Origin of the sequence: Deinococcus sp. Arct2-2, assembly GCF_004801315.1 — a bacterium.
Taxonomy (GTDB): domain Bacteria; phylum Deinococcota; class Deinococci; order Deinococcales; family Deinococcaceae; genus Deinococcus.
Genome location: NZ_SSNW01000012.1, coordinates 1 through 25,492, shown reverse-complemented (window position 1 = coordinate 25,492; position 25,492 = coordinate 1). Strand labels below are relative to the sequence as shown.

26 protein-coding genes and 1 pseudogene are annotated in these 25,492 nt (G+C 60.0%); 5 read left to right on the top strand and 22 right to left on the bottom strand.

The genetic code is table 11. The features are described 5' to 3' along the window. Positions 1 to 27: 27 nt before the first annotated feature. From E7T06_RS07655 to E7T06_RS07620, 8 genes are all read right to left on the bottom strand, one after another. Positions 28 to 1,224, bottom strand: a complete 1,197-nt coding sequence (locus E7T06_RS07655; RefSeq protein WP_136365242.1) for a transposase — start codon at positions 1,222 to 1,224, stop codon at positions 28 to 30. Between the two features lie 657 nt (positions 1,225 to 1,881). Then, entirely contained in the window at positions 1,882 to 2,202 is a 321-nt protein-coding gene (locus tag E7T06_RS07650) for a hypothetical protein (RefSeq protein WP_136365241.1), read from the bottom strand. A 173-nt stretch (positions 2,203 to 2,375) separates the two neighbouring features. Continuing rightward, entirely contained in the window at positions 2,376 to 2,552 is a 177-nt protein-coding gene (locus tag E7T06_RS21180) for a hypothetical protein (RefSeq protein WP_168733425.1), read from the bottom strand. Between the two features lie 174 nt (positions 2,553 to 2,726). Continuing rightward, positions 2,727 to 3,023, bottom strand: coding sequence for a hypothetical protein (locus tag E7T06_RS07645; RefSeq protein ID WP_136365240.1), 297 nt, complete (start codon positions 3,021 to 3,023; stop codon positions 2,727 to 2,729). Between the two features lie 353 nt (positions 3,024 to 3,376). Beyond that, positions 3,377 to 3,889, bottom strand: a complete 513-nt coding sequence (locus tag E7T06_RS07640; protein ID WP_136365239.1) for a hypothetical protein — start codon at positions 3,887 to 3,889, stop codon at positions 3,377 to 3,379. Between the two features lie 544 nt (positions 3,890 to 4,433). Next, positions 4,434 to 4,676 (bottom strand): hypothetical protein, encoded by a 243-nt coding sequence (locus E7T06_RS07635; protein WP_136365238.1) that lies wholly within the window; start codon positions 4,674 to 4,676, stop codon positions 4,434 to 4,436. An 841-nt stretch (positions 4,677 to 5,517) separates the two neighbouring features. After that, positions 5,518 to 5,832, bottom strand: coding sequence for a hypothetical protein (locus tag E7T06_RS07625; RefSeq protein ID WP_136365236.1), 315 nt, complete (start codon positions 5,830 to 5,832; stop codon positions 5,518 to 5,520). Between the two features lie 89 nt (positions 5,833 to 5,921). Beyond that, positions 5,922 to 6,302 (bottom strand): hypothetical protein, encoded by a 381-nt coding sequence (locus E7T06_RS07620; protein WP_136365235.1) that lies wholly within the window; start codon positions 6,300 to 6,302, stop codon positions 5,922 to 5,924. A 158-nt stretch (positions 6,303 to 6,460) separates the two neighbouring features. Here E7T06_RS07620 and E7T06_RS07615 point away from each other — a divergent pair, with 158 nt between their 5' ends. From E7T06_RS07615 to E7T06_RS07605, 3 genes are all read left to right on the top strand, one after another. After that, positions 6,461 to 6,739, top strand: a complete 279-nt coding sequence (locus E7T06_RS07615) for a hypothetical protein (RefSeq protein WP_136365234.1) — start codon at positions 6,461 to 6,463, stop codon at positions 6,737 to 6,739. Positions 6,740 to 7,133: 394 nt separating this feature from the next. After that, entirely contained in the window at positions 7,134 to 8,048 is a 915-nt protein-coding gene (locus E7T06_RS07610; protein ID WP_136365233.1) for an IS982 family transposase, read from the top strand. Positions 8,049 to 8,719: 671 nt separating this feature from the next. Continuing rightward, the gene (locus tag E7T06_RS07605; protein WP_136365232.1) at positions 8,720 to 8,938 is read left to right on the top strand and encodes a hypothetical protein; all 219 of its coding nucleotides are present in this window, start codon (positions 8,720 to 8,722) and stop codon (positions 8,936 to 8,938) included. Positions 8,939 to 9,039: 101 nt separating this feature from the next. On the opposite strand, the gene E7T06_RS07600 is transcribed toward E7T06_RS07605, so the two are convergent. The 4 genes and pseudogenes from E7T06_RS07600 to E7T06_RS07585 form a co-directional block, all read right to left on the bottom strand. Next, the gene (locus tag E7T06_RS07600; RefSeq protein WP_136365231.1) at positions 9,040 to 9,459 is read right to left on the bottom strand and encodes an META domain-containing protein; all 420 of its coding nucleotides are present in this window, start codon (positions 9,457 to 9,459) and stop codon (positions 9,040 to 9,042) included. Positions 9,460 to 9,900: 441 nt separating this feature from the next. Further along, complete coding sequence (locus tag E7T06_RS07595) at positions 9,901 to 10,314, bottom strand: hypothetical protein (RefSeq protein WP_136365230.1); 414 nt, start codon at positions 10,312 to 10,314, stop codon at positions 9,901 to 9,903. A 46-nt stretch (positions 10,315 to 10,360) separates the two neighbouring features. Next, positions 10,361 to 11,731: pseudogene (locus tag E7T06_RS07590) on the bottom strand (IS66 family transposase). A 654-nt stretch (positions 11,732 to 12,385) separates the two neighbouring features. Continuing rightward, positions 12,386 to 12,661, bottom strand: a complete 276-nt coding sequence (locus tag E7T06_RS07585; protein ID WP_136365229.1) for a hypothetical protein — start codon at positions 12,659 to 12,661, stop codon at positions 12,386 to 12,388. 433 nt (positions 12,662 to 13,094) lie between these two features. Here E7T06_RS07585 and E7T06_RS07580 point away from each other — a divergent pair, with 433 nt between their 5' ends. Continuing rightward, positions 13,095 to 13,526 (top strand): hypothetical protein, encoded by a 432-nt coding sequence (locus E7T06_RS07580; RefSeq protein ID WP_136365228.1) that lies wholly within the window; start codon positions 13,095 to 13,097, stop codon positions 13,524 to 13,526. Positions 13,527 to 14,708: 1,182 nt separating this feature from the next. Here the strand turns inward: E7T06_RS07580 and E7T06_RS07570 are convergent. The 8 genes from E7T06_RS07570 to E7T06_RS07535 all read right to left on the bottom strand — a co-directional run bounded on the left by E7T06_RS07570 (position 14,709) and on the right by E7T06_RS07535 (position 21,320). After that, the gene (locus tag E7T06_RS07570; RefSeq protein ID WP_136365226.1) at positions 14,709 to 14,957 is read right to left on the bottom strand and encodes a hypothetical protein; all 249 of its coding nucleotides are present in this window, start codon (positions 14,955 to 14,957) and stop codon (positions 14,709 to 14,711) included. 579 nt (positions 14,958 to 15,536) lie between these two features. After that, positions 15,537 to 17,081 (bottom strand): ABC transporter substrate-binding protein, encoded by a 1,545-nt coding sequence (locus E7T06_RS07565; RefSeq protein ID WP_136365225.1) that lies wholly within the window; start codon positions 17,079 to 17,081, stop codon positions 15,537 to 15,539. A gap of 66 nt (positions 17,082 to 17,147) precedes the next feature. Continuing rightward, positions 17,148 to 18,026 (bottom strand): ABC transporter permease, encoded by an 879-nt coding sequence (locus E7T06_RS07560; protein ID WP_240740903.1) that lies wholly within the window; start codon positions 18,024 to 18,026, stop codon positions 17,148 to 17,150. After that, positions 18,023 to 18,976, bottom strand: coding sequence for an ABC transporter permease (locus E7T06_RS07555; RefSeq protein ID WP_205750848.1), 954 nt, complete (start codon positions 18,974 to 18,976; stop codon positions 18,023 to 18,025). Before E7T06_RS07555 ends, E7T06_RS07560 begins: the two co-directional genes overlap by 4 nt. Beyond that, complete coding sequence (locus E7T06_RS07550; RefSeq protein ID WP_136365224.1) at positions 18,973 to 19,257, bottom strand: cupin domain-containing protein; 285 nt, start codon at positions 19,255 to 19,257, stop codon at positions 18,973 to 18,975. Before E7T06_RS07550 ends, E7T06_RS07555 begins: the two co-directional genes overlap by 4 nt. A 59-nt stretch (positions 19,258 to 19,316) precedes the next feature. Beyond that, positions 19,317 to 19,853: an XRE family transcriptional regulator gene (locus E7T06_RS07545; protein WP_136365223.1), complete on the bottom strand. Its 537-nt coding sequence runs from the start codon at positions 19,851 to 19,853 to the stop codon at positions 19,317 to 19,319. Positions 19,854 to 20,335: 482 nt separating this feature from the next. Next, positions 20,336 to 20,806, bottom strand: a complete 471-nt coding sequence (locus E7T06_RS07540; RefSeq protein ID WP_136365222.1) for a DUF1772 domain-containing protein — start codon at positions 20,804 to 20,806, stop codon at positions 20,336 to 20,338. 82 nt (positions 20,807 to 20,888) lie between these two features. Then, complete coding sequence (locus E7T06_RS07535) at positions 20,889 to 21,320, bottom strand: ester cyclase (protein WP_136365221.1); 432 nt, start codon at positions 21,318 to 21,320, stop codon at positions 20,889 to 20,891. A gap of 211 nt (positions 21,321 to 21,531) precedes the next feature. Here E7T06_RS07535 and E7T06_RS07530 point away from each other — a divergent pair, with 211 nt between their 5' ends. Beyond that, complete coding sequence (locus E7T06_RS07530; RefSeq protein ID WP_136365220.1) at positions 21,532 to 22,428, top strand: LysR substrate-binding domain-containing protein; 897 nt, start codon at positions 21,532 to 21,534, stop codon at positions 22,426 to 22,428. Between the two features lie 236 nt (positions 22,429 to 22,664). Here E7T06_RS07530 and E7T06_RS07525 read toward each other — a convergent pair whose 3' ends face one another. Further along, positions 22,665 to 23,786 (bottom strand): GNAT family N-acetyltransferase, encoded by a 1,122-nt coding sequence (locus E7T06_RS07525; RefSeq protein ID WP_136365219.1) that lies wholly within the window; start codon positions 23,784 to 23,786, stop codon positions 22,665 to 22,667. Further along, complete coding sequence (locus tag E7T06_RS07520; RefSeq protein WP_136365218.1) at positions 23,783 to 24,910, bottom strand: hypothetical protein; 1,128 nt, start codon at positions 24,908 to 24,910, stop codon at positions 23,783 to 23,785. The genes E7T06_RS07525 and E7T06_RS07520 overlap by 4 nt, the downstream gene beginning before the upstream one ends. Positions 24,911 to 25,492: the final 582 nt, after the last annotated feature.

Sequence of the window (25,492 nt, the reverse complement as noted above, 5' to 3'; positions counted from 1 at the left end):
TCTCCCTTCCTGACGGCCTGACAAATTTTATGAGAGAAATTGAAAACTGGCGTGCCAGCCGGCTTCAAGGCTCTCCAGCAACGACGACTGACACCGTTTTCTGGTGCCTAGCGGTTCTGGGTCCGGACCGCCTCGCAATCTTAATGTCCTGAAGAATCTTTGGCCTCGACTCAGCGCGTAGTTCATTGCTCTGTGGCCGATCTTGAGGTAGCTCAGTCCGCGCTGCCAGTGGGGATCGACGCGTCGTCGATCCCCACGCTCCACGACATCCAAGGCTGCCGAGACCAGCAGCAACGTCGCCACCGAGACCACCATGACCAACCGCTCCAAGCTCTTCGCATCTCGCAGCTTGGACGATTCCAATTCGAACAGGCCGCTTTTCTCGTCCAAGAACCCTTCCTCGATCTGGAAACGCTCGCCGTACTCGGCGAAGGTTTCCACGCTGGTCAGCTCATGACTCACGACCTGCCACTGCTCTGGGTCGTCCGATGGACGACCCAGAACGACGTGCACCGGGCCGAATCGCCGTCCTGTCAGGCGCACATGGTGGAAGCAGACCGTTTCCCTCGGCTGGAGTTTCACGTCGCTGATCTTGCACAGACGTTGCCCGTCTGGCGCGCTGAGAATCAGCGTGGATTTGATACGTATCCGGTACGCCCAACCACAGTGCTGGAGCCAGGCCATCAGATCGGTATCGCAGAAGCCCCGGTCCGCCAGCAGGCGGACCTGACGAATACCCACGAAGTCCAGAAGCCCCTTGACCTCCGCGAGCACTGGGAGCAGTTCGTCCGTGTCGACCTGTGCACTGGCATGTTCGATCACCCGAGACACCAACGGAACGGCCCGCCCCCGGAACAGGACCGAGACCCGAATGAGGCAGAATTTCTCGAAGAGGACACTGGTATCTAGGGCAAGGACGAGGGTGTGCTCGCCCCACTCGCGCAGCGCGCGAGTGATGACCTCGCCGTAGAGCAGGCTGGGGTGAATGGCCTTGTTGTTGAACCAGCGCCGAAAGCGACGTTTGCTGCTCTGCGCGAACGTCGCGCGGGAGTGGACAGAGGAGAGCCAGAAAGAGGGGGTACTGCGTCTGGAGAGCAGCAGTCCCGTGACCATCCAAGCGAGGGTGTGGACGTTGCGGACGTCATTCCACAGCGCACCCTGGAGATGAGGGAGGATGGCTTGATAGAGTCGTGGAGCGTCCCCGGTGACAGTTTCGGTCTTCACAAACAGAAAGTGTCCCCTACCGGGGACGCTTTCTCATAATTTCTGTCAGGCGGTCAGCTCCCTTCACTGCTTTCAGAACACCGCGTTCTAGGGCGGCACACAAGTCGGCCAGGTGCGCTCAGAGGCCTGTCATGGATGACCGGATGGGGTCATCTTGACAGCGGCTCAATTGATTGCGCTCCGCGGTCATCCACTGAGCCAATTGCGGTCGACGTCGTACTAGAGCTTGCAAAGGCCGTGGAGCGGCACCGGTGACTGGACGGACTTCCGGTCGAGTCGCCTGCACAACACGAGCCAGCACTTGAGCATCAATTTGATTTGTTTTGGCCTCATCTGCCACCGTGTCCGCATGGCATTCAAGCTTGGAGGGTTGTGTTCAGGCAATTGAACATCATGTGAAACATGAATCTAAGCATCCCTGAATCTGCAGTTGACTGATGATACATAGCCCCCCAACCCCCCCCCCCTAAATTTTGTCTAAAGTTAAATTGATTTATTAGTATTTGCAAATAACTTACAAAAGTAAAGCGGCATGAGTCGCTCAACACCCAACTTGACAGAACCGTTTGGACTGCTCACCTTGCTGGGACAAGGCAAAAAATAGGCACACGAAAAAGCGCCCCCGCCTGCCCGTCACAGCTGGGGCGGGGGCGTCTGTTAGTGGAGTGTGCGGCGCGTGAAACCTTCAGGGCCTTTGAGCGGTAATCCCGTCAACAGTTCCGCCTGAACCAGCGCGTTCACGGCTGCTGTGATTTGTTGCTGTGTTTTCTGTTTCCACTTCAGCGCCACAAAAGGCAGCTCAACCCCCGCCAGCGTCGCCGTTTTGACCTGATACGTCTTGACCGTGACCATCACGACGTCCGGCAGCGCTGCGGGCCAGCCTTCCACATACACGGTACAGTCCGCAGGAAGGCGCTCTTGCAGATCTTGCTTGAGCTGTTCCAGATGGACAACACGTGGGAGGGTGGAGGAGGTCATGTCCAGCAGTTTAAGAGCAGAGGGCTGACAGCCATCTGACGCACATCTTTGCCTGCTCTGTCAGCCCTCAATATTTACCAAGGGCCCTACAAAATGAGTCCGATTAAAAACGCCCCCGCCACGTATCTGGAGCTGAGGCGGGGGCAACTGCTGGATGTGTTGCGTGTGGGGAGCTACGGCATCCCGGTGAAATCGAGCCCCGTGTCCCGGAGCACGCTGGCGGTTCCCGAGGTCACGTTCAAGAGCTGCCTTTTCAGCGTCAGTCCATACATCACGCCACCCTGCACGTTCAGTCCAGAGACATCGCTGTAACCAGTGTCCCCAATCAAGGTCGCCCGGCCAGTCGCCACATTCAGTGTACCCAGGGCATCGGTCGTGAATCATGCACTTTAAACCGTGGCATACAGCGTGCCGTTGGCACTGAACGCCAACTCTCCACTGGAGGGATAGCCGGCAGCACCAATCGAACTGGCGGCACCCGTGGTTGTGCTGACCCGGTACAACGTCCCAGTCGCTGAACTCCCCTACAGATTGCCTGCTGCATCGGCAGCTAAAGCGCTCATGGTGCTCGTTCTGAGGTTCCCGACTGGAGTGATGGTGCCTGTGGCGGGGTCGATGCGGATCGGTTGGCTGTCGGTCACGGCATACACCGTGCTGCCGTCCCAAGCCAGATCGGTGATGCTGCTGGACGTGTTGAGGGTGCCACGCTTCTCGTCATTTCCAGGGCCACTGAGCACGAGACTGTAGCGCGCGTTGTCTGTGACGGCGGACGCCCGGTAGGTGGTGGGGCGAGCGAGGGCCCAGGCGTCGTGCCCCCGCAAGAAGCGAGAAGGGGAAGGATGAGAAGTCGGCGCACGTCAGCAGGGTAAGGGCAGGCACGGATTCTGGAGGCAGTTTTCCGCGCCGTTCGTTTGGCTTCTCTTGGCCCACCTCTCAGACAGAAAAGCGCCCCCGCCCACAGCCGAAGCTGGAACGGGGCGGTCTTTCGCTTCGATTATCCGGCTGAACCGCCAGAGGCGTCGGGCTCGGGTGCTGGTGGTGGGGGCGACGTGGGTTTGTCTGCTTTGGACATGGCCCAGCGTGCGCCTGATCCCGTCTCAGGCATCTGACACCGCCTGAAGTGTCCGGTCCTGACGCGGCGTCCAGCTTCACCGCGCTGTGTCGCGCAGGCCACTTACTTTTTACAGGTCAGGTTGACCCTGAAGCTCGGATCAGGGACGGTGAACCCTACGTTCTTGACATTATCGCTGATCTTCTTGACGTCTTCAAGCAAAAACTTTTGTGGCGGCATCGCTTGAACCTCAGCGGCTGAGAGTTTGCTTTCAGGAAAGATCTTGAAGGTGTACACCATCCCCGCGCCCTGGGTCAGCTTGGTGTAGGTTTTGCCTTGCCAGCCTTCACGCCAGCTTTTGGCCCAGGTGTCCCCGTCGGCAAAGGCCAGGTTCACCGCCCCGTTGTAGTAAATACCGGCATTGTCCAGGGTCAGCGTTTGGGTGGTGCCGTTCTTGATTTCCACAGAGACTCCCCAGCCGTCGCCGTAATCTTTGTCGACCACCGGCTGCACTTTGGTGACTCGCATCCGCCAGATACCGTTGAACAGCCATTCATTAACGCACCCTGAAACGCTGGCTTTCTGATTTGCTCCGCCTGCTGCGGTCGCGCCGCCTGCACTGGTCAAACTGGTCACGCCTGTTCCGGTGCTGACTTGAACGCCCAATCCGGGGAGGGCACTCACGGGCACATAGGTTTTGCCCCCGACAACGACTGTCTTTTCTGCAGAAACCTTGCCATTCAGAATTAAGGTCTGGGCTGAGGCGGCAGAGAGGCTCAGGGTGAGGGCCATCAGGAGGAACCGGGGCATGGCTCACCATAAGACACGGTAAGGGCAATGTCCGTCATTTATTTAACGAATTGGAACGCTTGTCACTAACTTCTTCAGGGGAGGAGTGAGAGGGATATCAATAGACTGCCCCTTCCCCCTGCTACCCTTTCCTTACGCTTCGGCGGGAGCAAGTTCTCCCCAAACGCCACAGCGCCCCGCTCTTGATTGGGCGGGTTTTTGTTGGCAGCCAGAAGCCCACCGGGTATCCGGTGGGCTCGAGGGTTATGAAGTCGTAGCGAATCGTAGCTGAGGCGCTCTCCCAGAGTGTACAGCGGAAAGCCCGTACTGAGGCGGGAGCATGACTTCCCAACTCCCACGGCGCCCCGTCCAGTTGGGCGGGTTTGTTGGTTCAGCCCTGGTGGCGACTGTCCTTCCAGAGCCACCAGCCCTCCAAGATGACTTGCCCGATCCCGCACACCATGATGACGGCGACGCCGGTCCAAGCAGCTGTCCACACCCAGTCCCGCCGAATGATCGAATGCACGAGTTCAGTACTCAAAATCCAGACGAGCCACACGAACAATGGACAACTGGCTACCACCAAGACGATCAAGGCTCGGATGAAGTTGAGGCTGACCTTTCCCCGGCCCATAGAGGGCAAGGTAGCTCAGATCCATGAGGGCCAACAGAAGAAACGCCCGCCCTGAGGCGGGCCAATTGGGGCGGAAGGGTAGGCTTCATCGGGCTTATAAGCGCTCCACTTCCGCTGTGATCACGTCGGTAGGGCAGGCCAGCGGCGCACACCAACACATCAGCAGCACGCTTTCCTCATGGCTCCTCAGCAGCCTGATAAGGTGACTGCCTAGGTGGGGCGGCTGAAGTGAAGCCCGCTCGGTGTGAGTTTCCCCACCGTCATGGTGGGACTTTTCATTCTCTGGGGGTAGACCACACTTTCCTCTAGCCCTCCAGGTGCTCCGCTGCCATGCTGTACCCACGTTGAGGTGAGTCGGGGTGCGACCGCTGGCCTAAACGTGCCCCCCGTGGTGGGGGCTTTTTTGGCTCACAGGCCACTCTCAGAAAAGATCATCACAAAGTGTCTCAGGCAAAAAGTTTGCTGCGCCCCCCCCGCTCTCGATACCCCCAGAAGGTAAATAAGCAGACGGGTAGCACTGTGACAGCTCGGCCGCATTGAACGTGATACGTCTTAAGGAATGCCTCTCGAGATTTGGGACAACGACTCTGAGACACTGGCCCTGAAGCAACAAGCCATGACCGAAACCCACCGGCTGATGGCTCTGCGAGACGGCGTCTCCTGAGAGCTGAAAGATGAAGGTTCCTCTCTGCAGATCCGGGTCTTCCTGGCAGGTGGAATTATCCAAGACATCCGGGTGTCTTGGGAGGAATGTGGTCTGGATGCGAGGAAAATTGCGGGCTACATCTATCTGTAGAGCGCCGAAAAAGCCTGCGCCTGCCGAAGCTGGAGCGGAACGTGTTTAGCGGAGTGGGCGGCGTGTGAAGCCTTCAGGGCCTTTGGGCGGTAACCCCTTCCCCAGTTCCGCCTGAATCAGCGCGTCCACCTCCCCTGTCACTTGTTGCTGTGTTTTCTGTTTCCACTTCAGCGCCACAAAAGGCAACTCGACCCCAACAATCGTCGCCGTGTCGACCTGATACATTTTGACGGTGACGATCACGACCTCCGGCTCCATGGCTGGCCATCCTTCCACGTAAACAGTACATTTTGCGGGAAGGCGCCCTTCAAGATCTTGCTTGAGCTGTTCTAGATCAACAGGGAGTGTTTGGGAGAGCATGTCCCGCAGCGTAAGCGCATGGGACTCACCGCCCTCTGACAGACCTGTCGGAAAACAGCCGAAGGCACCGGCCAACGCCCCGCACAGCGTTAGATCCAGGCGTTTACGTGACCGACCCCAGTCTTGGCGGGCAAGAGGGTGGAGCAGGTCAAGAAGTTTGACAGGCGTCCGGTCACGCGGCTGCATCCGCGGACGGTGACAGCACAAGCGCCCACCCACAGCCGAAGCTGGGGCGAGGGCAGGTGCTGGGGATCGACTTCAGCCAGATTGGAACAGGCACGAGACCCCGACTGGCCCGGTAACCCAGTGCCGCTGCGTCTTGCACACTGCCGCCCAGCCAGGCCACCCGAAGCTGGGTGCCCGACTGTATGTTCGGCAAATTGCAACTCCAGCGGGAGCCAGAGGGAATTTTGGCCACCGTACACCATCGTTGCCGACAAGAGGACGGCCAGAAGCAGGGGCAATCGCATACACCTCCAGAACGAACCCGCTCCCGCCCTGAAGCGGGGGCGCAAAAGAAACACCGAGGTCCGCTCCCAGCGGAACACGGTGTGAGGCGAAGTGGAGTAAGGTGCTGACTATGCCGCGGATAACGAAGCCGCCCACCTTATCCAACAGGCGGGCCCTCATGGGGTACAGCGCTGGGCTGGCCTTGACCGCGTTGGCCGTTGGCGTGTACTTCGCGCCGCGCCCACTCCCCGAAGCAGATGTCGCGATGTGGTGCGAACGCGAAGCCTACAAACAGTCCCGCAACAAACTCGATTTCTCTACCTCTGACTTGAGCCAGCAGGGATACACCGCGACGTTCAAGATCAACTCGCTGGACGGCCGGACCAGTGTGGCCGCCCGGTGTACCGTGAGCGGGACGTCCAAGGATCTACAGGTTGACATCGAGATGGAGCGGTGACCAGCAGGAACACAGGTTCAAGTCGCCGGATGCCCAAGGCACAGGGCCGCGTTTGATTAGAATCTGTGGTACTTGCGGGGATTCAATCTCTCTCCCTTCTTTTGTCACGGCGACCGTTTCGCGCTTGCCCATTTGATCCAACGTCTCATGGCGTACCCCGAACTCAGTGAGCAACTTCAGAAGCTCCGTGACCCTCAATACAGCGGTCAACTGGTCAGACAATTCCGGGCGGCGGTGCGGAGAGGTCGGTTTGACGCTGCCGAATTGCAGAAAACGTGAGTTCGGGTTAAGCTTATTGGCGTAATATCGCCGTATATTACGCTTAAAGACGAACATTTGGCGAAAGTTGAGGCTCACTGAGATGATTGGTTTGGACACCCACTCAGGAGCCACCATGACCATACTCGAATTGTTTTGCGACGTCGACGACTTCTGCCAAGCTCTCCCACCCTTCCAAGTGTCGCTCACCAGACCTGCTCTCCCAGAGCAGGCCCTGCACTCCCACCTCATCCGGAATCGTCCCACTGGACTGCACCTCAGCGAAATCATGACGATCCTCATCGCCTTCCATCAATCGAGCTATCGTCAGTTCAAGGCGTACTACACGACGGAAATCCTGACGCATGGGCGAGCCGACTTCCCAAAAGCGCCAACCTCTTCCCGTTTCGTCGAATTGATGCCACGGGCGCTGCTGCATCTGGTGATCTCCCTCTATCGCAGCTTCGGGGCGTGTACCGGGATTTCTTTCGTTGACTCCACCACATTGGAAGTCTGTCGGCTGAAGCGGATGAACACCCACCCTATGTTCAAAGAGAACGCCGCTTTGGGCAAGACCTCCATGGGCTGGTTGTACGGCTTCAAGCTGCATTTGATGTGCAGCGACACGGGTAAACTGCTGTGGGTGGGCCTCACTCCCGGAAATGGAGATGACCGCGCAGCCTTGCGGGATGTTTTCCAGCACGGCCTGTTTTCCCTGTTTGGGAAGGTGTGTGCAGATCGCGGGTACAGTTCACAAGCCCTCGTCACCGAGCTCCTGAAGGAGCACCACGTGGCGTTGCACACCCGGCTCCGCAAGAACATGAAGTGCGCTGTCCCCGTTCTGAGCGAAGATGCTCTCTTCCTCAGGAAGAGAGCCATCATCGAGTCCGTCATTGACCAACTGAAAAACATCAGCCAGGTCGAGCATTCCCGTCACCGCAGCCCCGTCAATTTCATGGTCAACCTCGTCTGTGGACTGATTGCCTATTCACGTCAGCCCAAGAAACCCTCGCTGATCCCTGAAGCAGGCCCCTTGAAGCTCGCCGCTTAACCCGAACTCACGTCAGAAAACAAATCTGGAGTACCAAGATCAAACTGGCGCAACGTACTGACAAGTGGTGACCGAGACGCTGTTTGAAGCGACGCCCGAAATTGGAGCGTGGTTTACGGAAACAGAAGCGCAACTCTCCCGGAAAAAAAGCAGCGTTGCTGCACCCCGTGTTTCTGTGGAGCAGATTGAATCTGGCGCAATAGATTGTCAGGCCTTGGCTGCGGCCACCCGCCAGAAGATCAGGATCCCGAGGAAGAGGAAAAACAAAGGCCTCCACAGGAAGGGACTTGCTTTCAACCTTGGCCCTGACCCGTGTGGGGGCTTGTTGCCCGTGGGGTGGACCGCTCGGTATCCGTTCTTCCACAGAGCAGGCCCGCGCGACTGCTTGTTTTGTCTCCAGAGCATCGAGCGCAGTCCTCTGCCGTTCCTCACCGGTGCTAGGTTGGCAAGTCCATGCCACGTAAGAAGACCAGACGACGCAAACGACGAAAGCACCTCCCAGACCACTGGATCACGCCCCTCTCCTACGTATTTCTCGGCATAGACCTGGCCTTGTTGCTGCTGGTCCTTCAGCAGGCCCGAGGACACTAAGCAGGGGATGGGGGTAAGTTGCCCCCACTGCCAACCAGGCGCGTGACACCCGTGTGAGAGCGGCACGCCACACTGAAGAGATGAAGTTGGTGTCTCAAGGCAATTTGGGCCTGTTGACGGGTGTGCCCAATGAAGCGGATCAGCCAGTACGACGAGTCGGAAGACACGTCAAACCCCTGCTCTGGTGGAGACGTCACAGTGAGGAAGTGGATGTGTGGGCCTTGCTGGATGGGCGGCGCGTCGAGGCCAAGCGCCGCCGTCCTCTGGACGACTGGGCGGTGAGTTGGTGCACGCCGTAAGTCGCATGGATCAACACTGGCTCCCTCCATCACGCTCTACACCGAGACGGCCCGCTCTGACTGCGGGCCGTCTCGGTGTATCTGTCTTCAGTTCAGCAGGTCTAGGGCTTGACTGGGGTCACGTAGCCGATGCGCTGGAACGTGAGCCGAGTCGTTGTGGAAAACAGTACCAAAACCCGGGTGTCTCCACTGATGATGTAGTGCCCAGAAGCATTTAAGGCCCCATGAAAGGCTCCAGGCAGGGCGTAGAGACACCGCTCATTGGCACGGGGTGGCAATGGTGTGACCTGCAGCTTGATCTGATTGTTTGCGGCGGCGATGGTGCCGGAGTACGTGCCGCAGCCGATCATGCCGCGCAGTTGCCCGCCAGAGATCACCAATTGGGTGGAGGGCAAAGCTGTTTGGGCCTTCCCGAAGACCGTCAGGTCGTTGAGTTGCCAGATGCCGTTCAAGGGAGCGGGGACAGCTTGTGCGGTGGCAGAGCTGGCGAGCAGCAGGAAGGGAAGCAGGAGAAATCGCATGGCTCAACATTGTCGCCGGAGGTGATGGGGATCTGATGACCTGACCGACCACGCTGCCTGCGCTGTCTCAGCAAACATCGAGTGGATCAGGAGGATTGCCGTCTGTGTCGGTGGGCCTCTTGGCAGGGCCTCCCCACATCGGCCAAGAAGAACCGCCCAGCCCCCGAGTGCGTGGGCGGTGGACGTGAATGAAAATCAGTTCAAACTGAGATAACTGGCGGAAACAGCATCAAAACTTTGGATGGCCCACAAGACCTCACGGCCATCACGTAAATATTCTTCCCGGAGGCCTGCCCCATTGCACACGATGATGCGTTCCTCCGTGACGTCCAAGACCGTGACCGGGAGGCGTGCCCAGCCGTTCCGAACGTACAACCTGGGTAGCTACTCAGCACAAGATTCGGCCTCGTGCTGAGTAGCTATCTGAGATCTTTCATTCTATTAGTAACTTTTAGCAATTCTTCGTACTTTACCAGAAATGATGATGGCATCAGCTTTACTGGGAAAAGTAATCTGGTAAGTCACGCCTGTTTCGTCTGATTCTAAAACCAATTCCTTAAAACAAATATCTTTTTCATGGAGCCACACAATAATTTCTCTTTCTTCTTCAAGTCTCAATCCTTGCATATCAATAGCATCAGAGTATGGGCCGTCAATGACGAGTATCTCAAATCTGTATAGGCCTGTCTTATCAAAAAAAGCAACTATGTTTCTATCAGAAACCTGAATTGTACCGTCCTCCATTGGATGAACGTTAAATACGGCTTCGAACATATTTTGAAAATCTTTTAAACTAGTACTGCCCTTTATAGAAATTTCTGAGGTTAGAAAGTCAGATAGAAGTATTTTTGTCACAACTTTCCTTTAATAAAGGTCTTTAAACTTTTTCAGTAACTGCTCATTACGAGAAGTTAGGCATAAGGATGTCGTTGCGGAAGATGCTCACAAGACCATCCCAAAGATTCCTACCTTGCTTATACAGCGTCGAAGTATAGCTACGAATGCGGCAAAAGTTCATACCACCCTCCGCTGAGCGAAAGCCGCCGGAAACTTTGCGCTTGACACAAGCCATTCGAATGTCCCGCTCCGCCTGATTGTTGTCAAAGGGCACCTGTTCGTCGTCAAGAAAGCGCAGTATTGCCTCGCGGTGCCGCTGGCACCGCAGCGCCAAGTTGCGTCCACGGGTCTGCTTCACTCGGCCCCGCTGTCCGAGGATGGATTGGGCTCTAGGGTTGGTCTCCAACCCCAAGTGCACCAGAGCATCAAACTGTTGCAAGAACACCGCTCTTCCTTCTGAAGTCAGTGTGCCTGCTTTGTTCGCGTGATAGACGCGCTGCATGGCGCTACGTAGTTCCGCTGCCCACGTCTGCTCATGCCCTTCGGCCAGATACCTCAACTCCCTGAGGAGATGGGCGTTACACAGGGCATGCTGTGCAGGAAGCTGGAAATACGTGCTCCAAGCGTCATGCATCAGGGTGCCCCTGAAGCGGGGAAGGACGTCCATGTCCTTCAGGGCCGCGTACCCTCGTTGCTCGTGATGCCCGTATAGCGTGAGCTGCTTGCAGCTCACCACATGCATCCAAGCCAACTTCCCCTTCACCTTGCTGCCGGTCTCATCCGCATGGAGGACGGGCTGATTCAGCAGCGCGGCTTTGAGCTCTGTCTCAAAAGCGGCCAGACGCCCAGCGGCCACAGTCAGACCCAAGGCGATAGTGCCGTCACTGAGCTTGGCTCCACAGATGGCCTCCAGAATGTTCGAGGTGCGTTTCAGGGGAACGAAGTGCACGACGTTCAGCAGGGTGGCCAGACCGTGCATACGGGGACCTTACTGCACCTGACCCGGAACGTGCGTGGGGAAGGCAGCCTGCTCGCGGTGATGACAGGTTGGACAGACCTTCACTTGGGCACGGTATTCCACTGCATGCAGACGAATCTTGGGCAGGTCGAGGACCTGCCGCGCCAGTTCATCACTGACCGTCACCGTATCCCAGGCTTGACCACATCCACAGTGCCCAGTGACGGGGAGCGTCACGACCTCGTCTGGGTGTTCGATCATCTTCAATGTCTTGCCTGGGTGACCCACTTGAGCGCCAGAAGACCGGCCGGTCTTCTGGCGCTCACTCTTTGGGATCCACGGCTTGTCCTGGCTCGGAGGTTGATGCGAGGTCGTGCTGTTCAGACTGAGTCGTGCCTTGACCTCTTGAAGCTCAGCGAGCACTTCGGCAAGCTGAGCTTCAAGTTTGGTGCAGTTTGGGCAGGCATCGTCAGAGATGCCCCTACTCTATCCGCTTACCCGCGTCCAGATCCCCTGCTAAGTAGTCACCAACCTGGATCCTTTGGTCAGCTCTGTTTGAGGAATGCGGCGATCCATACGGGCACTATCTTCTCCAGTAGAACCCCTGGGAAAGTTCGCTGGATTACAGGATGAAACACACCTCAAGAGTGGGAGCGAGGAGAAAGCCTTGAGCCACAGCCCAGGGCGGACGTGCGAGCGTACAGATCAAGAGCCTCCCGGCGAAAGCGAGGCCAAAAGAAGCCGCCCAGCAGCCGAGAGCGCGGGCGGGAACAGTGTTGTTTGGGGGCGGTTGGGAGGTGGGTGGTGTCATCCCATCCCGTCTTCCAGTTGCATTCGGTTCCACCTCTAAGAAGAAAGCCCGCAATCCGATGCGGGCCTTGCAACCCGATGCAGAGTAAATCTAGGCGCTACAACGCCGATGAGACCCTCGTGGTTCTGACAGCCCTGAGCGATGCCGCCAACCAACTCGAAATGTGTGGTTACCAAGTGATCCCTAACCTGGGGTGTTAACGGACGGTGGGCCGACCTCCAAAGCGCCAAAAGAAAAAAGCGCACCGCAGAGCTGCAAATGCACTTCATTCAGGGTTTTTCGGTGACTCCGGCCAGGGCAGCATGTCAACACCGGTGTTCTCACACTCCGGTCAGGCTGCAGAGCGCGTAGATTGCCAACACCGCTTCCCGCAGGTCGCCGTTGCGGTGGGGCGAGAACTGCATGGTGCCGCTGGAATGCTGGAAAAACACGTCGGAGAGGCCCCCCCCGGTGACGTAGCCATGCCAGCTCAGCGCCAGATTCGGGTGTGCGGCGGCGGACGGCGCGAGATTGTAGAGCGCGTCCACATCGCGGCGGGCTTGACTGCCGGCCCCGAGCTTGAATGGCCTGCTTAAGGCGGCGGTACTGGTGGACATTTATTTGAGTGCGGGGAGTCGGACAAATGGTGGGGCCGACCTGAATCCGGGGAGCCAGCACCCGGCGGGTCAGTGAGACGAGGAGCTGATCCAGACAGATTCAGGCGTTCGGGCGCTTGCGTTGCGGCGGGAGTGGGCCGGTTGACGGCCGGCCAACAGGCGGGTGGCACGGGTTCACGCTGGGTCATAATTACGCCTTCAGAGCAACGGGCAGCCCGCCGAGGCAGAGAGCCAAGGCAGAGAGGGGTGAGGAACCCGGCTGGTACGTTTCACGTGCAGTGACCGATGGCTGGGGTCAACGCCGGGTGCTCGACGCTTGATAAGAGCAACAAGCCAATGGCTGTGCGCTGTGGGGTGGCGGCTCCAGGTGGCCTACACTCTGAACAGCCATCCGAGCTTTGGCTGTTCTCAGGCTTATCCCAGGAGGATCGACATGACCCAAGAAGCGCTTCAACCCCATCCGGATCTCGACACTCTGCAGCGTCTGGTCGGCACCTGGGACATCAGTGGGGACGCCACGGGACAGGTGCGGTATGAGTGGACGGAGGGCAGGTTTTTCCTCGTGCAGCATTTTGACCTCCTGCACCATGGCAGGAGCATCAAAGGCCTTGAGATGATCGGGCATCTCCACCCTTTTGAAGGTCAGCCCTCAGACGACATCTGCACACGGGTCTACAGTTTTACGGACGGCATGACCCTCGATTATGTCTACGAGATTGCCCAGGACACACTCACCATCTGGGGCAGTTACCGGGATTCTCCGGCGTTTTACCAGGGAACGTTCAGTGCAGATGGTTCGAGCGTCACTGGCGGGTGGCAGTGGCCCGGTGGCGGGTATACCGCCCACATGACCAGAAGGACGTGAGGCACAGCCCAGACCAGACTCATCGGCAAGAATGAACTCCGCAGGCGGGGTGGTGTGGGCACGGCAGTCATAGCGGCCGGACAACTGGCCCTTCTTGGTCATGCAGGCGGTGCCGTCATGGGTGTGAACGGCGACGCTTTCGCCCTCGGTTGCCTAGGCGGAAGCGGGGGTCTTGTTCATGGGCAGGCTCTAGAGGACAGACGCCACCCGCCGAGGCAGAGGGCTAAAGCGAGCAGGGGTGGAAAAATCAGTTGTCACGATTCACTCAAGGCGACGTATCGCTTGAGTCAAAGCCAGGTTTGAAACAGTCTATGAGAACAGGCTGGCCCGCGTGGATGCTCTTGCCCAGACGGCAGGCTGGTGAATCACAGCCCCGTCCTGTGGAACGTCTGGCTCCAGAACTTCACCCATCCTGAGGCGGGAAGACTGCGGTGGCGGACGGGAGATGAACTTCCGCCGAGCGCCGACTTCGTGAGCTCGCCCGATGATGTTGACGCCCGATCCAGCACAAAGCGCAGGGCGTCGTGGGTCGGCGACACAGTGCATCTCCCGGTAGAGGTGTGATCCCGACCTGCGGCGGCTGATCACCCATGGAGAGACGTGTCCTGCCACCACCCAAAATGTTGATGTGTTGGAAGACGGACATCATCACTTGGCGGCAAGAGTGTTGTTGCCTGAGTCGCATCTGGTGGATCTGGGCGATCTCAGCACCGGGGTGCGGGTGAGCGAGCAGAAGGCTCACCCGCTGAAGCTGATCGGGCCGGCCCGATCAGATGAGCGGTGGCAAGCGGAGGCTGGAAAGGGATGTGCAGCAGAGCAGTTCAAGATCGACTGGGAGGCACAGATACTGACCTGCGGATCAGTGCGAGTTGGACGGACGCACTGGAGGCCCGCCAACGAGCCGGAGTCAGCATCAAGTTCTCAGGCACGCAGGGCAAGAACTGTGCCCTCAAAGTGGACTGCACCACAGCGGCACGGCGTACTGTCACGATTCAAGGACAGGAGCGGCACCTGGCAGTGTTGGCGTGGCGCTCTTGGGCGCAGACCCAGGAGTTTGCGGCCCTGTACGCCACACGCGCTGGAGTCGAAGGAACCCTATCTGTCGGCGTGCGGGTGACCGGCATGCGCCGGTCACGCTATTACGGGCTGGCTACAACGCGTCTGCAACACCTCTCCACTGCCTCAGCGCTGAATGTGCTTCGGGTCGTGGATCATCTGGCTGGATGTCCCCGCGCTAAAACTCGCGTATCCGCATTCACACGCCTTCTGGCACAGGGTGCCTGAGTAAACCCGCGGCACCGGGAGTGCGGAAGAGCCGCGAAACCGAGGCAAGCTCACGTCCCATTCCGTGACCTCGGCCTGATCGACAGCGGAGATCAGATTGAGCCGTGACAAGTTCAGTTCGTCGAAGCGGGTAAGTTTGCCAGTCACGCAGCCCCCTGTAATTGATGCTGTGATTGATGAATTTTACCTTCTCTGATAGAAAAGATTTGAATAACTCCATTGATGATCATCATCAACTGGCCGCGCAACTATACTGTGCAGCACGGTTTAAATTAGGACAATCGCTCAGGTGTGTCGTACAAAATCGCTCAAGTGTGTCGTCGGTAACCGCTCAGGTATGTTGTCCGGGGGGGGCCATACCGCTCAGGTGTGTCGTCGGAAACCGGGACCCAAAACAGCCTTGTTTTCCCCCAGCTTTCTTAAAAGACTGAAGTGGTTTGTTGAGGAGATTGATTAAAGCTCAGGTTTGATCGTTTGACCTTTTTAATCAGAGCGCTGACCTCTCTGCGTTTCGGTGGATCGCTCAGGGATGTCGTCTATACGGGGCATAGCGTGAGAACTCAGTGCCAATGGGGTCAGTTCGTTTTGGAGGCCGCAACTCAGCAGCACGTTGACCGCTGCCGCAGCAGGGCGGCGATTGGGGGCTCTGTTCCGGCCCCTCCGCTCACGCTACACAGCACAGGGCGGCCTTTCAGCCGCCCCTTGTCTGCTGTTACTCAGGTTCGCTCAGCGTTTTAGCCAAGTGGTACGCAGACCGATATAGCTGGTGTTGGGAAAGTGTTGGTAGCCTTGTACGGCTTTTCTGGCGGCTTCGTACTGGGTGCTGGAATAGAGGAACACCATCGGGCTGAGATCGACGAGGCGTTGCTGCACCTTGGCATACAGCGCTTTGCGGGCAGCCGCGTCTGAGATTTGGCGGCCCTGATCCAGCCAGCCGTCAATGGTGGCGTCCTTGAAATTGGTCAGGTTGCCTCCGCTGTCCGAAGCAAAAGGCGTGTACAGATAGTCGTCGGGATCGCCTTGTCCACTCTCGCCCAAAATGGTCGCCATATAGTTCTTCTTCAGAATATCGGGCAAGTACACGCTCCATTCCAGAGCCGTAATGTTGACCTTGATGCCGATGGGGGCCAACTGCGCCTGCAAGATTTCGGCGGGGATCCGGAGGAAATCGTAGGTGCTGGTCACTTTGAGATTCAGGGTAAATCCGTTGGGAAGTCCGGCTTGTTTCAGCAGGGCGCGGGCTTTGTCCAGATTGGGTTTGCCGTAGCTGGGGTCTGGTTTGGCGTAGTAGCTGCCGTTGGGAAAGGTTGTTCCCGCCGAGGCCAAGCCGCCCACACCCAAGAGGGCCACATCCACGATCTCCTGATTGTTGATGGCATACGCGATGGCCCGCCGCACGCGGGGATCGTTCAGCGGTTTTTCATTCACATTGAAGAACAGGGCGCGGTAGTTGGCGGCGGGGCCACCCAACACGTTCACGGCGGTATTGGCCTTCAGACTGGTGATGTCGGTAGAAGGCACATACTCGATCCAGTCCACCGTGCCGGTGCGGAGCGCCGTGACGCGGGCGGTGGGATCGGGCAGATAGCTGTAGGTGATGCCGTCGAGGTAAGGCAGTTTGTTGCCCTTGGCGTCTTTGCCCCAAAAGTCTGGATTTTTCCGCAGCACCATGCGGGTCTGGGGCACGTACTCGACGAACCGGAAGGGGCCGGTTCCCACGGGGCGGGTATTGAGGGTGGCGGCGGCCTCTTTGGGCACGATTACATTGAGCGTAAAGGCCAACTTGCTGAGCAGCGGCGAAAACGGCTTACTGAGCGTGAGGACTACGGTGGACTTGCTGGGCGCCGTCACGCTTTTGACCAAATCGAAATCTCCGATGCGGGGTGATTTGGTGGCCGGGTTCTTGATCCGGTTGATGGAGTAGGCCACGTCGCTGGCGTCCAGTGCGCGTCCGTTGTGAAACTTGACCCCGCTGCGGAGGGTAAAAGTCCACGTCAGGTTGTCCTTGCTGACCGTCCAGCGGGTGGCGAGCGAGGGCACGATCTTGCCCGCGCTGTCGAAGGCCACGAGCGTGTCGTACACATTCTCCAACTGGTTGCGGGTGGACGTGGCCTCGGTGACATGTGGGTCTAAGCCCACTGGATCGGCCTGCATGCCTGCCCGCAGAATCCCGCCAGCGGTCTGGGCGTGGGCTGACCCGATCACTGCGCCGGAGAGGGCCAAGAGAAGCGTGACGGTCAGGGGACGAACAGATCGGGATTGGATTGGCATGGCTCCCTCCTATAGGGGCAACGGGGCAGTACATCTAAAGCAGAACATTGAGACTGGAGAGGTATGTTAACGGCTCAGCCGGGGGTCGAGGGCGTCACGCAGGGCGTCGCCCAGCAGATTGAAGCCCAGCACCGTGACCATGATGGCGAGGCCGGGCGCGATAGAAATCCACGGGTTGGTTTCCAGAAAAGGGCGGCCATCGGCGATCATCTGGCCCCAAGCGGGAGCGGGCGGCTGGGTGCCGAGTCCCAGAAAACTGAGCGCCGCTTCACCGAGGATGGCGTAGGCGAGCCGCAAGCTCACTTCGACCAGCACCGGGCCAGTAGAGTTGGGGAGCACGTGCCGCCACAACAGCCGGGGATCGGACGCGCCCAGCGCTGTGCTGGCTTCGACATACATGGTGTCGCGGGTTCGCAGGACGGCGGCCCGCACGACGCGGGCGAAGGGCGCGATATAGGCCACCGCGATGGCGAGGGTCAGGTTCCAGAATCCACCTCCCAAAAAGGCCAGCAGCGCGATAGCCAGCAAGATGGCGGGAAAGGCCAGCAGCACATCGGTGACGCGCATGATCAGGGTATCGACCCAGCGCAGGTAATAGCCCGCCAGCGCCCCCAACAATCCGCCGATCAGCAGGGCCAACGTGACGCTGATCAGACTCACCGAAAGGCTGATGCGGCTGCCGAAGATGACCCGTGAGAGCAGGTCGCGGCCATACAAGTCGGTGCCCAGAAGATGGCGCAGCGACGGCCCCTGCATCCGGTCGATGGGCGCGTACTGCACGGGGTCGTAGGGGGCCAGCACTGGGGCGAGCAGGGCGGCGGCCACCACGATCAAGACCAGAACCAACCCCGCCACACCGCTGGGCGTGCGGAAAAAGAGTCGCACGGCCCGGCGAGTGGGGGAGAGGGGAGCCAACCCCGCGTTTGAGCCAGTCACGGCGGTCACGAATACACCACCCGGCGGTCGATGACGCTGTACAGCAGGTCTACGACCACATTCACCAGCACGAAGCTCACGGCGATCCACAGCACCGCGCCCTGCACCACCGGATAATCGCGCAGGTTGATGCCTTCTAGGGCAAAGCGCCCCACGCCGGGCAGCCCGAACAGTTGCTCGATGATGACCGCGCCGCCCAGCAAGTTGCCGACTTGGAGGCCGATCACGGTCACCACCGGAATCATGGCGTTGCGCAGGGCGTGGCGCATGATGACCGTACTCGCCCGCAGTCCCTTGGCGCGGGCTGTGCGAATGTAATCCTGAGACAGCACGTCGAGCAGGCTGGCCCGCACGATCCGGGTGGTGGCGGCGGCCAAGCTGAAGCTGAGGGCCAGCGCAGGTAAAAACATGCTGCGGAGATTGCCCCACACGGATTCGGCAGGCGAGACGTAGCCGTTGGGCGGAAACCAACCCAGATTGAGGCTGAACAACAGAATCATCAGAATGGCCAACCAGAATTCGGGAGCCGCCAACCCGATCAGGACAAAGCCGCTGGACAACAGATCGGCGGCCTGCCCGCGCCGCAATGCCGCGAGAATGCCCAGCGGCAAGCCCACCAGCACGGCAAAGAACAGGGCCATCGCCGTGAGTTGCAGCGTGACGGGAAAGCGCAGCAAGAGGTCTTGAAACACCGGGCGGTCGGTTCGCAGGCTGACGCCCAGATCTCCCTGCATCAGCGCGATCAACCACGTCCCGAACTGCATCCAAATCGGCTGATCTAACCCGAACAGCCGCCGCATCTCTGCTTGTTGTTCGGCACTGACGTTCCCCTCCAGGCCGATCAGTTGCGTGACCACGTCGCCGGGCACCAGCCGCAGCAAGGTAAACACCAACACGCTGACGCCAAGGGCCGCCATGAGGGCCAGCAACACGCGCCGGATCAGCCAGCCGAGGCTCACGGGCGTTCCAGCAAGACGTAGCAGAGGGTGAGGTCTTCGAGGACTTCGCCGGAATGCACCTCGCCTGCCGGAATCAGGGTCACGTCGCCGCCGCGCAGCAGGTAGTGTTGATCCCCGCTGACCGCACGCAGCGAGCCGGAGAGGAGGAACGAGATCTCGTCTTGAGGGTGGCTGGTGGGCGGCAACACGGTGCCTGCGGGCAAAAACAACTGGCCGGTGTGGGCAGGCAAGCGCTGGAACGTGCCGGTGGACGCCTGAGCCGTAAGGGTGAGCCGTTCCATAAAACCTCCAGGCGCCGTGAAGATAGACGACTACAAAAGCTGGGAGCGCTGCGGAACGCTTAGAACAACCGGGGGGTTCCAATCCACAGGAGAAGCGTTTGGGTGTCACTCGGATTGGCCCAAGCATGGGGCGTGGTGCTGGGATGGTGGGCGCTGTCGCCGGGGCCGAGTTCAAAGCGCTCTGCGCCGACCGTCAAAATGAGCTGGCCCTGCAAGACATGCAGGAACTCTTCCCCGAGGTGGCTGTTGGGCGCAGACTCGGAGCGCGGCTGAAGATGAATCAGCAACGGTTCCAACTGAAGATCGGTACCCCGGCCAGCCAAACTGCTGACCCGGTAAGGCAACTCCTGCAAATGAAGAAAGGTCTGAGCGTCACGGCGGGTCACGGCGGTTTCATGCCGGTCTTCCGGCACGAAAAAGGTCAGATTTACGCCGAGGGCGCGGGCAATACTGGCGAGCGAAGTGACGGTGGGATTGGCCTGATGGCGCTCGATCTGGGAGAGGTAGGGAACAGACAGCCCACTGGTTTCACTGACGGCCTTGAGGGTAAGCCCCAGATGCCGCCGACGCGCACGGATTCGCGAACCCAACTGCATGTTTTCGCCTCCCGTGTGCCCAAACCGTATCAGAATAATTCTGATATGTCAAAACTATTCTGATACGTTGGTGTGTTTGTTGGAGGCCGTTTGGAGGGCGCTACGGCACCTTGAGAAGAGTCTGATCGACGCTGAAATTCCGCTAGGCAGTGGGTGATATCACAACTTAGTGGTGCCTCACGGCGTTCACTTGGTCAGGCCGGATGCGCCCCGCGCCGCACTCCTCACGTTATAGGGCAGCATCCCAGATTCGGCAGAACCAAACGGCTCGGGGGGTGCCAGAGATGCTGGGTTGGGCGGGATATGAGAGGGTCGCCTCTGGCTGAACGCCGTGACTGCTGAGGGTGTGAGAGCAGGCTGTCAGGCGATGGGGGGGAGGCAGACCTACTCGGAGGGCGCAGGGATTCCCTTGCACTCTCTGTACACTCCCGCCACCACAGCCTGTACTCCAGCAGAGGCGTCGTCAACTCTGCTCCGGCCCGTTACCGAATCCACAACGCGCACAGGCCCAATCCCAAGACCCCCAGCGTCATACCTACCGCCCGCAGGACGATAACGCTGTCCCAGCGCGTTTGAAGGGCACGCGCCGCTGGAGGAACGATGCCCTGCTGGGCCGCTGCCGTCTGAGCATGGTTGACCGGCTGTGCTCCCCGGAAATAAGCCGTCAATTGGGCGGCCAGCCCAACCAACGCCAGTCCGGCAAACACGCTGGGCCGAGAGCCTGCGCCTGTCGTGAACACCAGCGCAAGGGTGGAAAGCAGGGCAGTCACACCGAACAACGGCATCCGGGCGTCCCCCACCTCATGCAAGCGGCCCATGACCTCAGTGAGGGCGGCGTCACTCGTCCGTGCGAGGGCGGTTCGGCCCACGACGGCAAAGAACATGTCGGTGCCGTAGACCACGCCAGCAGAAAGCAGACCGGTCAGCACCAGAACGGCATTGAGCAGGGTCATCAGCGCCCTCCAGACCGAGGTTTCAGAGTGCTGGCCGTTGCATCATGCGCTGCTCCCCATAGTGACCGAAAGCTGAGCCTCCTCACGCCTGAACTTCCGGTGCAGCGGGAGCGTTGAGGGTCGCCGCGCCCATCTGAACGAAGACCTCTAAGGTGTTGAGTTCGTCCCAGTGCTCGGCAAGCAGGCCGCCTTGAACCCGCCAGATGTCGATGGAGCGCATTTCGATGGGCTGTCCGGTTGGTACGTAGCCCATCAGGGGGTGGGTGAAGGTTCCGCTGTACTTGAAGCGTGCGATCAGGGTGTCGCCGTCCTCGTAGACGTCTTCTACGGTCACGCGGAAATCGGGGAGGGCCGGAACGAAGCCCTGAAAGAAGACGCTCACCGATCCGTCCTTGCCGGGCGCGGCAAAGGCATTGTGATTCACGTAGTCGGGATGAAGGAGTGAGGCGTAGCCGGGTTCGTCGCGTTCGGTGAGACTCTGGGCAAATCGGTAGGCGAGATTTTTGTTGGACATGTCAGTCTCCTGATCCGGGCAAGCCACAGGTCTCCTGCGAACAACCGGGGCGATCGTTCGAACCAGACAGGAAGCGGTGGGCGGGGTCAGCGCAGGAGTGCGCGTTGCCCGGAAGTGCCCACAGTGTCGGCCTCCCGAGACCAAAAATCCAATTGGATATCGTGCACAGCTATTGGTTTTCCGAATGACTCTTACGGGCTAGACTGCTGCGGTGGATCTCCGTCAGCTCCGACTCTTTGTGGCTGTTGCCGAGGAACTGAATTTTACCCGCGCCGCCGAGCGGGTGAATTTGTCGCAGCCTGCGTTGTCCCAGCAGATTCGGGGGCTTGAAGACGATTTGGGTGTGCCGCTGTTTCTCCGGACGGCCCGTGGGGCGCTGCTGACCCCCGCCGGTGAGGTGCTTCTGGACGAGGCCCGCCGCCTGCTAGAGACCGCCGCGCACATAGTGAGGCGGGTGCGGCGCACGGGTGGGCTGGACGATCAGGCCGTGCGGGTCGGCTTCGATTTTGTAGAACTGGGCAGTGTGCCCCCGCTGCCGTCGCTGCTGACGGCCTTCCGAACCCAGTTTCCAGAGGCCAGCGTCGAGATTCAGGTGCTGCCGTCCGACCAACTGGAACAGGCCCTGCTGGACGACCGACTGGACATTGCCTTCGCGTTCGGGGGCCTCAGCAGCTCAAAGCTCAGCTTTCACCCGCTGCTGGAAGGTCACTATGAAGCGCTCCTGCCCCAGCAGCATCCTCTGACTCACGGGGAGAGACTTTCAGCCGTCCAACTCGTCTCGGAGCGTCTGCTCCTTCCTCAACTCTCGGTCACGGCGGGACAAACGTTGCTGCTGGCTCTCTCACCTGCCGGGCAGAGCCTCCGGGTGGTGTACCGGGGCACCGGCGTTGCGGCCTTCGCTGGATTGGTCGCCGCTGGAGAAGGCATTGCTCTGCTGCCCGCGCCACTCACCAGCGCTGCTCTGCGGCCTGGTCTGCTGGCCCGTCCCCTACAGCACGGGCCACTCTGGTCGTTTGGGCTGGTCTGGAGGAAAGATCGCCCGCCCTCGATGACCGAGGTGGGGGTGCGCCTGATCCGGCAGTTGGTGCCGCGCCCGGTCTCGTGCTGATCTCGCCCCTCAAGCGGGCAGGTGCCACCCGGTTGTCATATCGCAACGCCTGCACGGAGGATCAGTTCAGTGTGGCGCGGTGCTCCTCAAAAGCTCAGGGCAACACTGCCGTCCAGAGAAACCGTCCCTCCTCCCCTTCAGCGGTAGTGGTCTCCTTCTCTGGCGGCGCCGGCACGGGTCGGCAGTCCAGGCGAGAGCGCACCACTGCGCGTACCACTGCCACAAGTCCAGCCGCGCTAAAGGTCGTTCTCGATCAGAAACGGCAGGAGAAAACGCTCCAGCAGGGTTGCCAAGAGTGTCCAAGTGTGCTGCTGGGCTTTGGGCAGGTGGGCCACGAAGACCAGCGTGTACTCCGGCACCGCTACACCCCCCCGTGCGCGTTTGAAGGCTCCGACGCCGCCGCTGGCATTGACCAGCAGGCCTTCCTGCCGGGCGTCTTGCAGCACGCCCAGACTCAAGCGGCGGTACCAGCCTTCCTTTTGGGGAGCGCTGAGGTCATACCCGAACACAGGGGAGGTCATGACGCCCGCGCGACTGACGCTGCCGCGCACCGCCCTCAGAACCCCGTCGACCCGTAATCCGCGTAGCTCAAGCAGCCGCTCGCGGTGGGCCAGTTGCAAAAAAGGCAGGGTGAACTGCGGATTGTAGGTAGAATATTTTCCCAGATACAACTGCTGATACAGCGTCAGGGCTGCACGTAAGTCGGCGGCAGTAAAGGCCTCGTGGAGAACTGGCTCGGCCACCGGACGGCGGGTGCGGCTGGCATCGTTGCGCAACTGGGAATTGCGCCAGAAGGCCGCCTCACGGGGGTCTTGATACGTGACTAGGCGGCTGGGGAGCCGCAGGTAGCCCGCCGCCTCCAACGCGCCGATCAGCAGCCCATGACGCGCCGTATCCAGAGACCGCCACGCCAGCGGCCGATCGGGAAAGGCGGCCAGCAGGGTATGGGTCGCTTCCCGCAGCTGGGCCGAAGTCAGGTGCGGGTACAAGTTGGTAGAGAGCAGCCAGTTGTTGACATACACCGTCCGCTCAAATCCCAGACCGCGCAGGCCTAGGCCTAGGCCTTTAAGCAGCGGCGCGGCCAGTGCTGCTGCCCGGCCGCCCAGTTGATGAAGCTCCTGCGCGGCGTAATGCGCCAAGTGCGTGACTGGCGATACGGTAAAACTGTCATGCCACGCGGGATCAAAAGTGATCGGCAGGGCTGTCTGAGCGTCCGTCAACACCGCCATCTGCACCTTGGCATTGGCAACGAACGCCGCCGCGCCCTGCTCTAGTAGAGGTGTCAAGGCGCGCCGGGCGTAGTCGCCATCGGGAGTGGGCGGCCACTCGATTTGGGAAGGATCGCTTCCGAGCTTCATGCCTCACCGTTCCATTCGATGTCGTGGGTGGTGGCGGCCAGCAGGCCCACCCGCAGCCGAGCGGCACGCAGCGCCAGTGAAGCGCCCAGCAGCGGTTGAGCCAGAGCGGGCAGCTTGTCGTGTGGCGCGTACATCACGTCGCGTGCAGCGGCCCAGGCCCGCCACTCCGGGGCGCTCCGCAATTTGCCGCCCAGCACCATCGCCGTCTTGAGGGCCAGTGCCGTCGTTGGCTGGGCGTGCAGCGGTTTTGCAGACGACTGGCCCAAGTAGACTTCGCTCACTTCCGGTTGATCACGAAAAAGGTGAATACCGCTGGTCAGACGTGGATTGCATTCCAAGGCCCAGAGGCCGTCGGCGTCTTCCTTGAAGTCGAAGGCCAGTTGCCCGCTGAGCTGCGTGGCGTGGCCGAATTGCTCGATCCAGCGCTCGATCCCGGCGTGCCGCGCCGCCTGAAAATAAACGCTGGCACCGCCTATCCGAATCTGCGAGGGATAAACCGCCAGCGCGGCGACGCGGCCGGTCTGAAGGACGGCGTAGGCGCACCATTCCTGACCGGCTTTGTACGGCTGCGCGCTCCAGGGCTGCTCGGGTGTGGGGCGCAGGCGGCTCAGGGTGGCCCAAGACGGGCGAATCAGGGTCTGGGTGCCGAACCGGGAGAAACTGGGTTTGTAGACCGACGCCGGAGCGCCCGCCGCGTACCTGCGTACCGCTTCTGGACTGTGCAGCAGCGTGGTATCGGGGCCGGGCAGACCACAGCGCCCGATCAGCTCGGAAAATGCGTGCTTGTCGTGCAGCTCGCGCAGTTCGGCCAGTGGTGGGCACAGCACGTGTACATAGGCTTCTAGCAGCGGCTTGGCCCGCGCTACCCAGAACACTTCCTCACAAGTGGGAATCAGCAGGTCGTAGCGGCGCTGGCTGACCAACTGCTGCAGGGCCTCCGAAAAGGCAACGAACGCCTGCCGGGGCGGGGGAAGCGGCCAATGCCGCCGAGCGGCGCGGGAAAAGCGGCAGGCGTAGATTCCCCAACTTTCGGCGACCTCGACTTCGTGGCCCCGTCTCAGGAACAAGCGGGCGAGTTCAAGGGTGGCCGGCGCACGTCCGCCGGTCAGCAAGATGCGGGCCATAGCCCAGTATGGCGTGCCGCCCGGCCTTGTCCTCCGGGGTGACGGTAGCAGCACCGCCAACCGAGACCTGTGACGGGGGTTGTGTCACCGGATCGCCACCGTTTGCCAAGAGCCATCAGTCAGCACGCGGTTTGGCCCGGTCACCGCTTTCCCCTCAAGTACCGGGACGTTCCAAAATTGCTCTACCAGCGCGGCGACTGAACTTTGCCTGAGCGCGAATCCAAGAAGGCAGTTCGTGGACGCAGTGGTTTGACCTCAAGGCAGGCCCATTCCTAGTGGGTCACTTGCCACGGGTGTAGGCTTTCACTGGACGACCTGCAGGGTTTGCGCTCCAGAACCTCCCAGAGGGTGGCGCCTCGCATAGGCTCGCTGACGGCGAGCCCTTCTTTTTCCGCCCCACACGAACGGGGTCGGGCGTGCATTCCATCCTCTCGCCGTTGCCTCCAACCATTGAATGATCTGTGCCGGACTGGTTGGACATTGGCCGCTCAACGCCCGACGAACCAAGATGCGCTGGATGGACTCCGCCATATTCAGCCAGCTCCCCGCCACAGGGGTATAGAGCGGCATGATGCCCTGCGC

Bases quoted from the DNA above. Each gene is read 5' to 3' on its own strand.
- E7T06_RS07535 (WP_136365221.1), bottom strand. From the start codon at position 21,320: ATGTCCAACAAAAATCTCGCCTACCGATTTGCCCAGAGTCTCACCGAA.
- E7T06_RS07610 (WP_136365233.1), top strand. From the start codon at position 7,134: ATGACCATACTCGAATTGTTTTGCGACGTCGACGACTTCTGCCAAGCT.
- E7T06_RS07565 (WP_136365225.1), bottom strand. From the start codon at position 17,081: ATGCCAATCCAATCCCGATCTGTTCGTCCCCTGACCGTCACGCTTCTC.
- E7T06_RS07550 (WP_136365224.1), bottom strand. From the start codon at position 19,257: ATGGAACGGCTCACCCTTACGGCTCAGGCGTCCACCGGCACGTTCCAG.
- E7T06_RS07525 (WP_136365219.1), bottom strand. From the start codon at position 23,786: ATGAAGCTCGGAAGCGATCCTTCCCAAATCGAGTGGCCGCCCACTCCC.
- E7T06_RS07540 (WP_136365222.1), bottom strand. From the start codon at position 20,806: ATGACCCTGCTCAATGCCGTTCTGGTGCTGACCGGTCTGCTTTCTGCT.
- E7T06_RS07585 (WP_136365229.1), bottom strand. From the start codon at position 12,661: ATGTCCACCAGTACCGCCGCCTTAAGCAGGCCATTCAAGCTCGGGGCC.
- E7T06_RS07605 (WP_136365232.1), top strand. From the start codon at position 8,720: ATGAAGTTGGTGTCTCAAGGCAATTTGGGCCTGTTGACGGGTGTGCCC.
- E7T06_RS07520 (WP_136365218.1), bottom strand. From the start codon at position 24,910: ATGGCCCGCATCTTGCTGACCGGCGGACGTGCGCCGGCCACCCTTGAA.
- E7T06_RS07620 (WP_136365235.1), bottom strand. From the start codon at position 6,302: ATGCGATTGCCCCTGCTTCTGGCCGTCCTCTTGTCGGCAACGATGGTG.
- E7T06_RS07650 (WP_136365241.1), bottom strand. From the start codon at position 2,202: ATGACCTCCTCCACCCTCCCACGTGTTGTCCATCTGGAACAGCTCAAG.
- E7T06_RS07615 (WP_136365234.1), top strand. From the start codon at position 6,461: ATGGGGTACAGCGCTGGGCTGGCCTTGACCGCGTTGGCCGTTGGCGTG.
- E7T06_RS07580 (WP_136365228.1), top strand. From the start codon at position 13,095: ATGACCCAAGAAGCGCTTCAACCCCATCCGGATCTCGACACTCTGCAG.
- E7T06_RS07545 (WP_136365223.1), bottom strand. From the start codon at position 19,853: ATGCAGTTGGGTTCGCGAATCCGTGCGCGTCGGCGGCATCTGGGGCTT.
- E7T06_RS07625 (WP_136365236.1), bottom strand. From the start codon at position 5,832: ATGCTCTCCCAAACACTCCCTGTTGATCTAGAACAGCTCAAGCAAGAT.
- E7T06_RS07600 (WP_136365231.1), bottom strand. From the start codon at position 9,459: ATGCGATTTCTCCTGCTTCCCTTCCTGCTGCTCGCCAGCTCTGCCACC.
- E7T06_RS07635 (WP_136365238.1), bottom strand. From the start codon at position 4,676: ATGGGCCGGGGAAAGGTCAGCCTCAACTTCATCCGAGCCTTGATCGTC.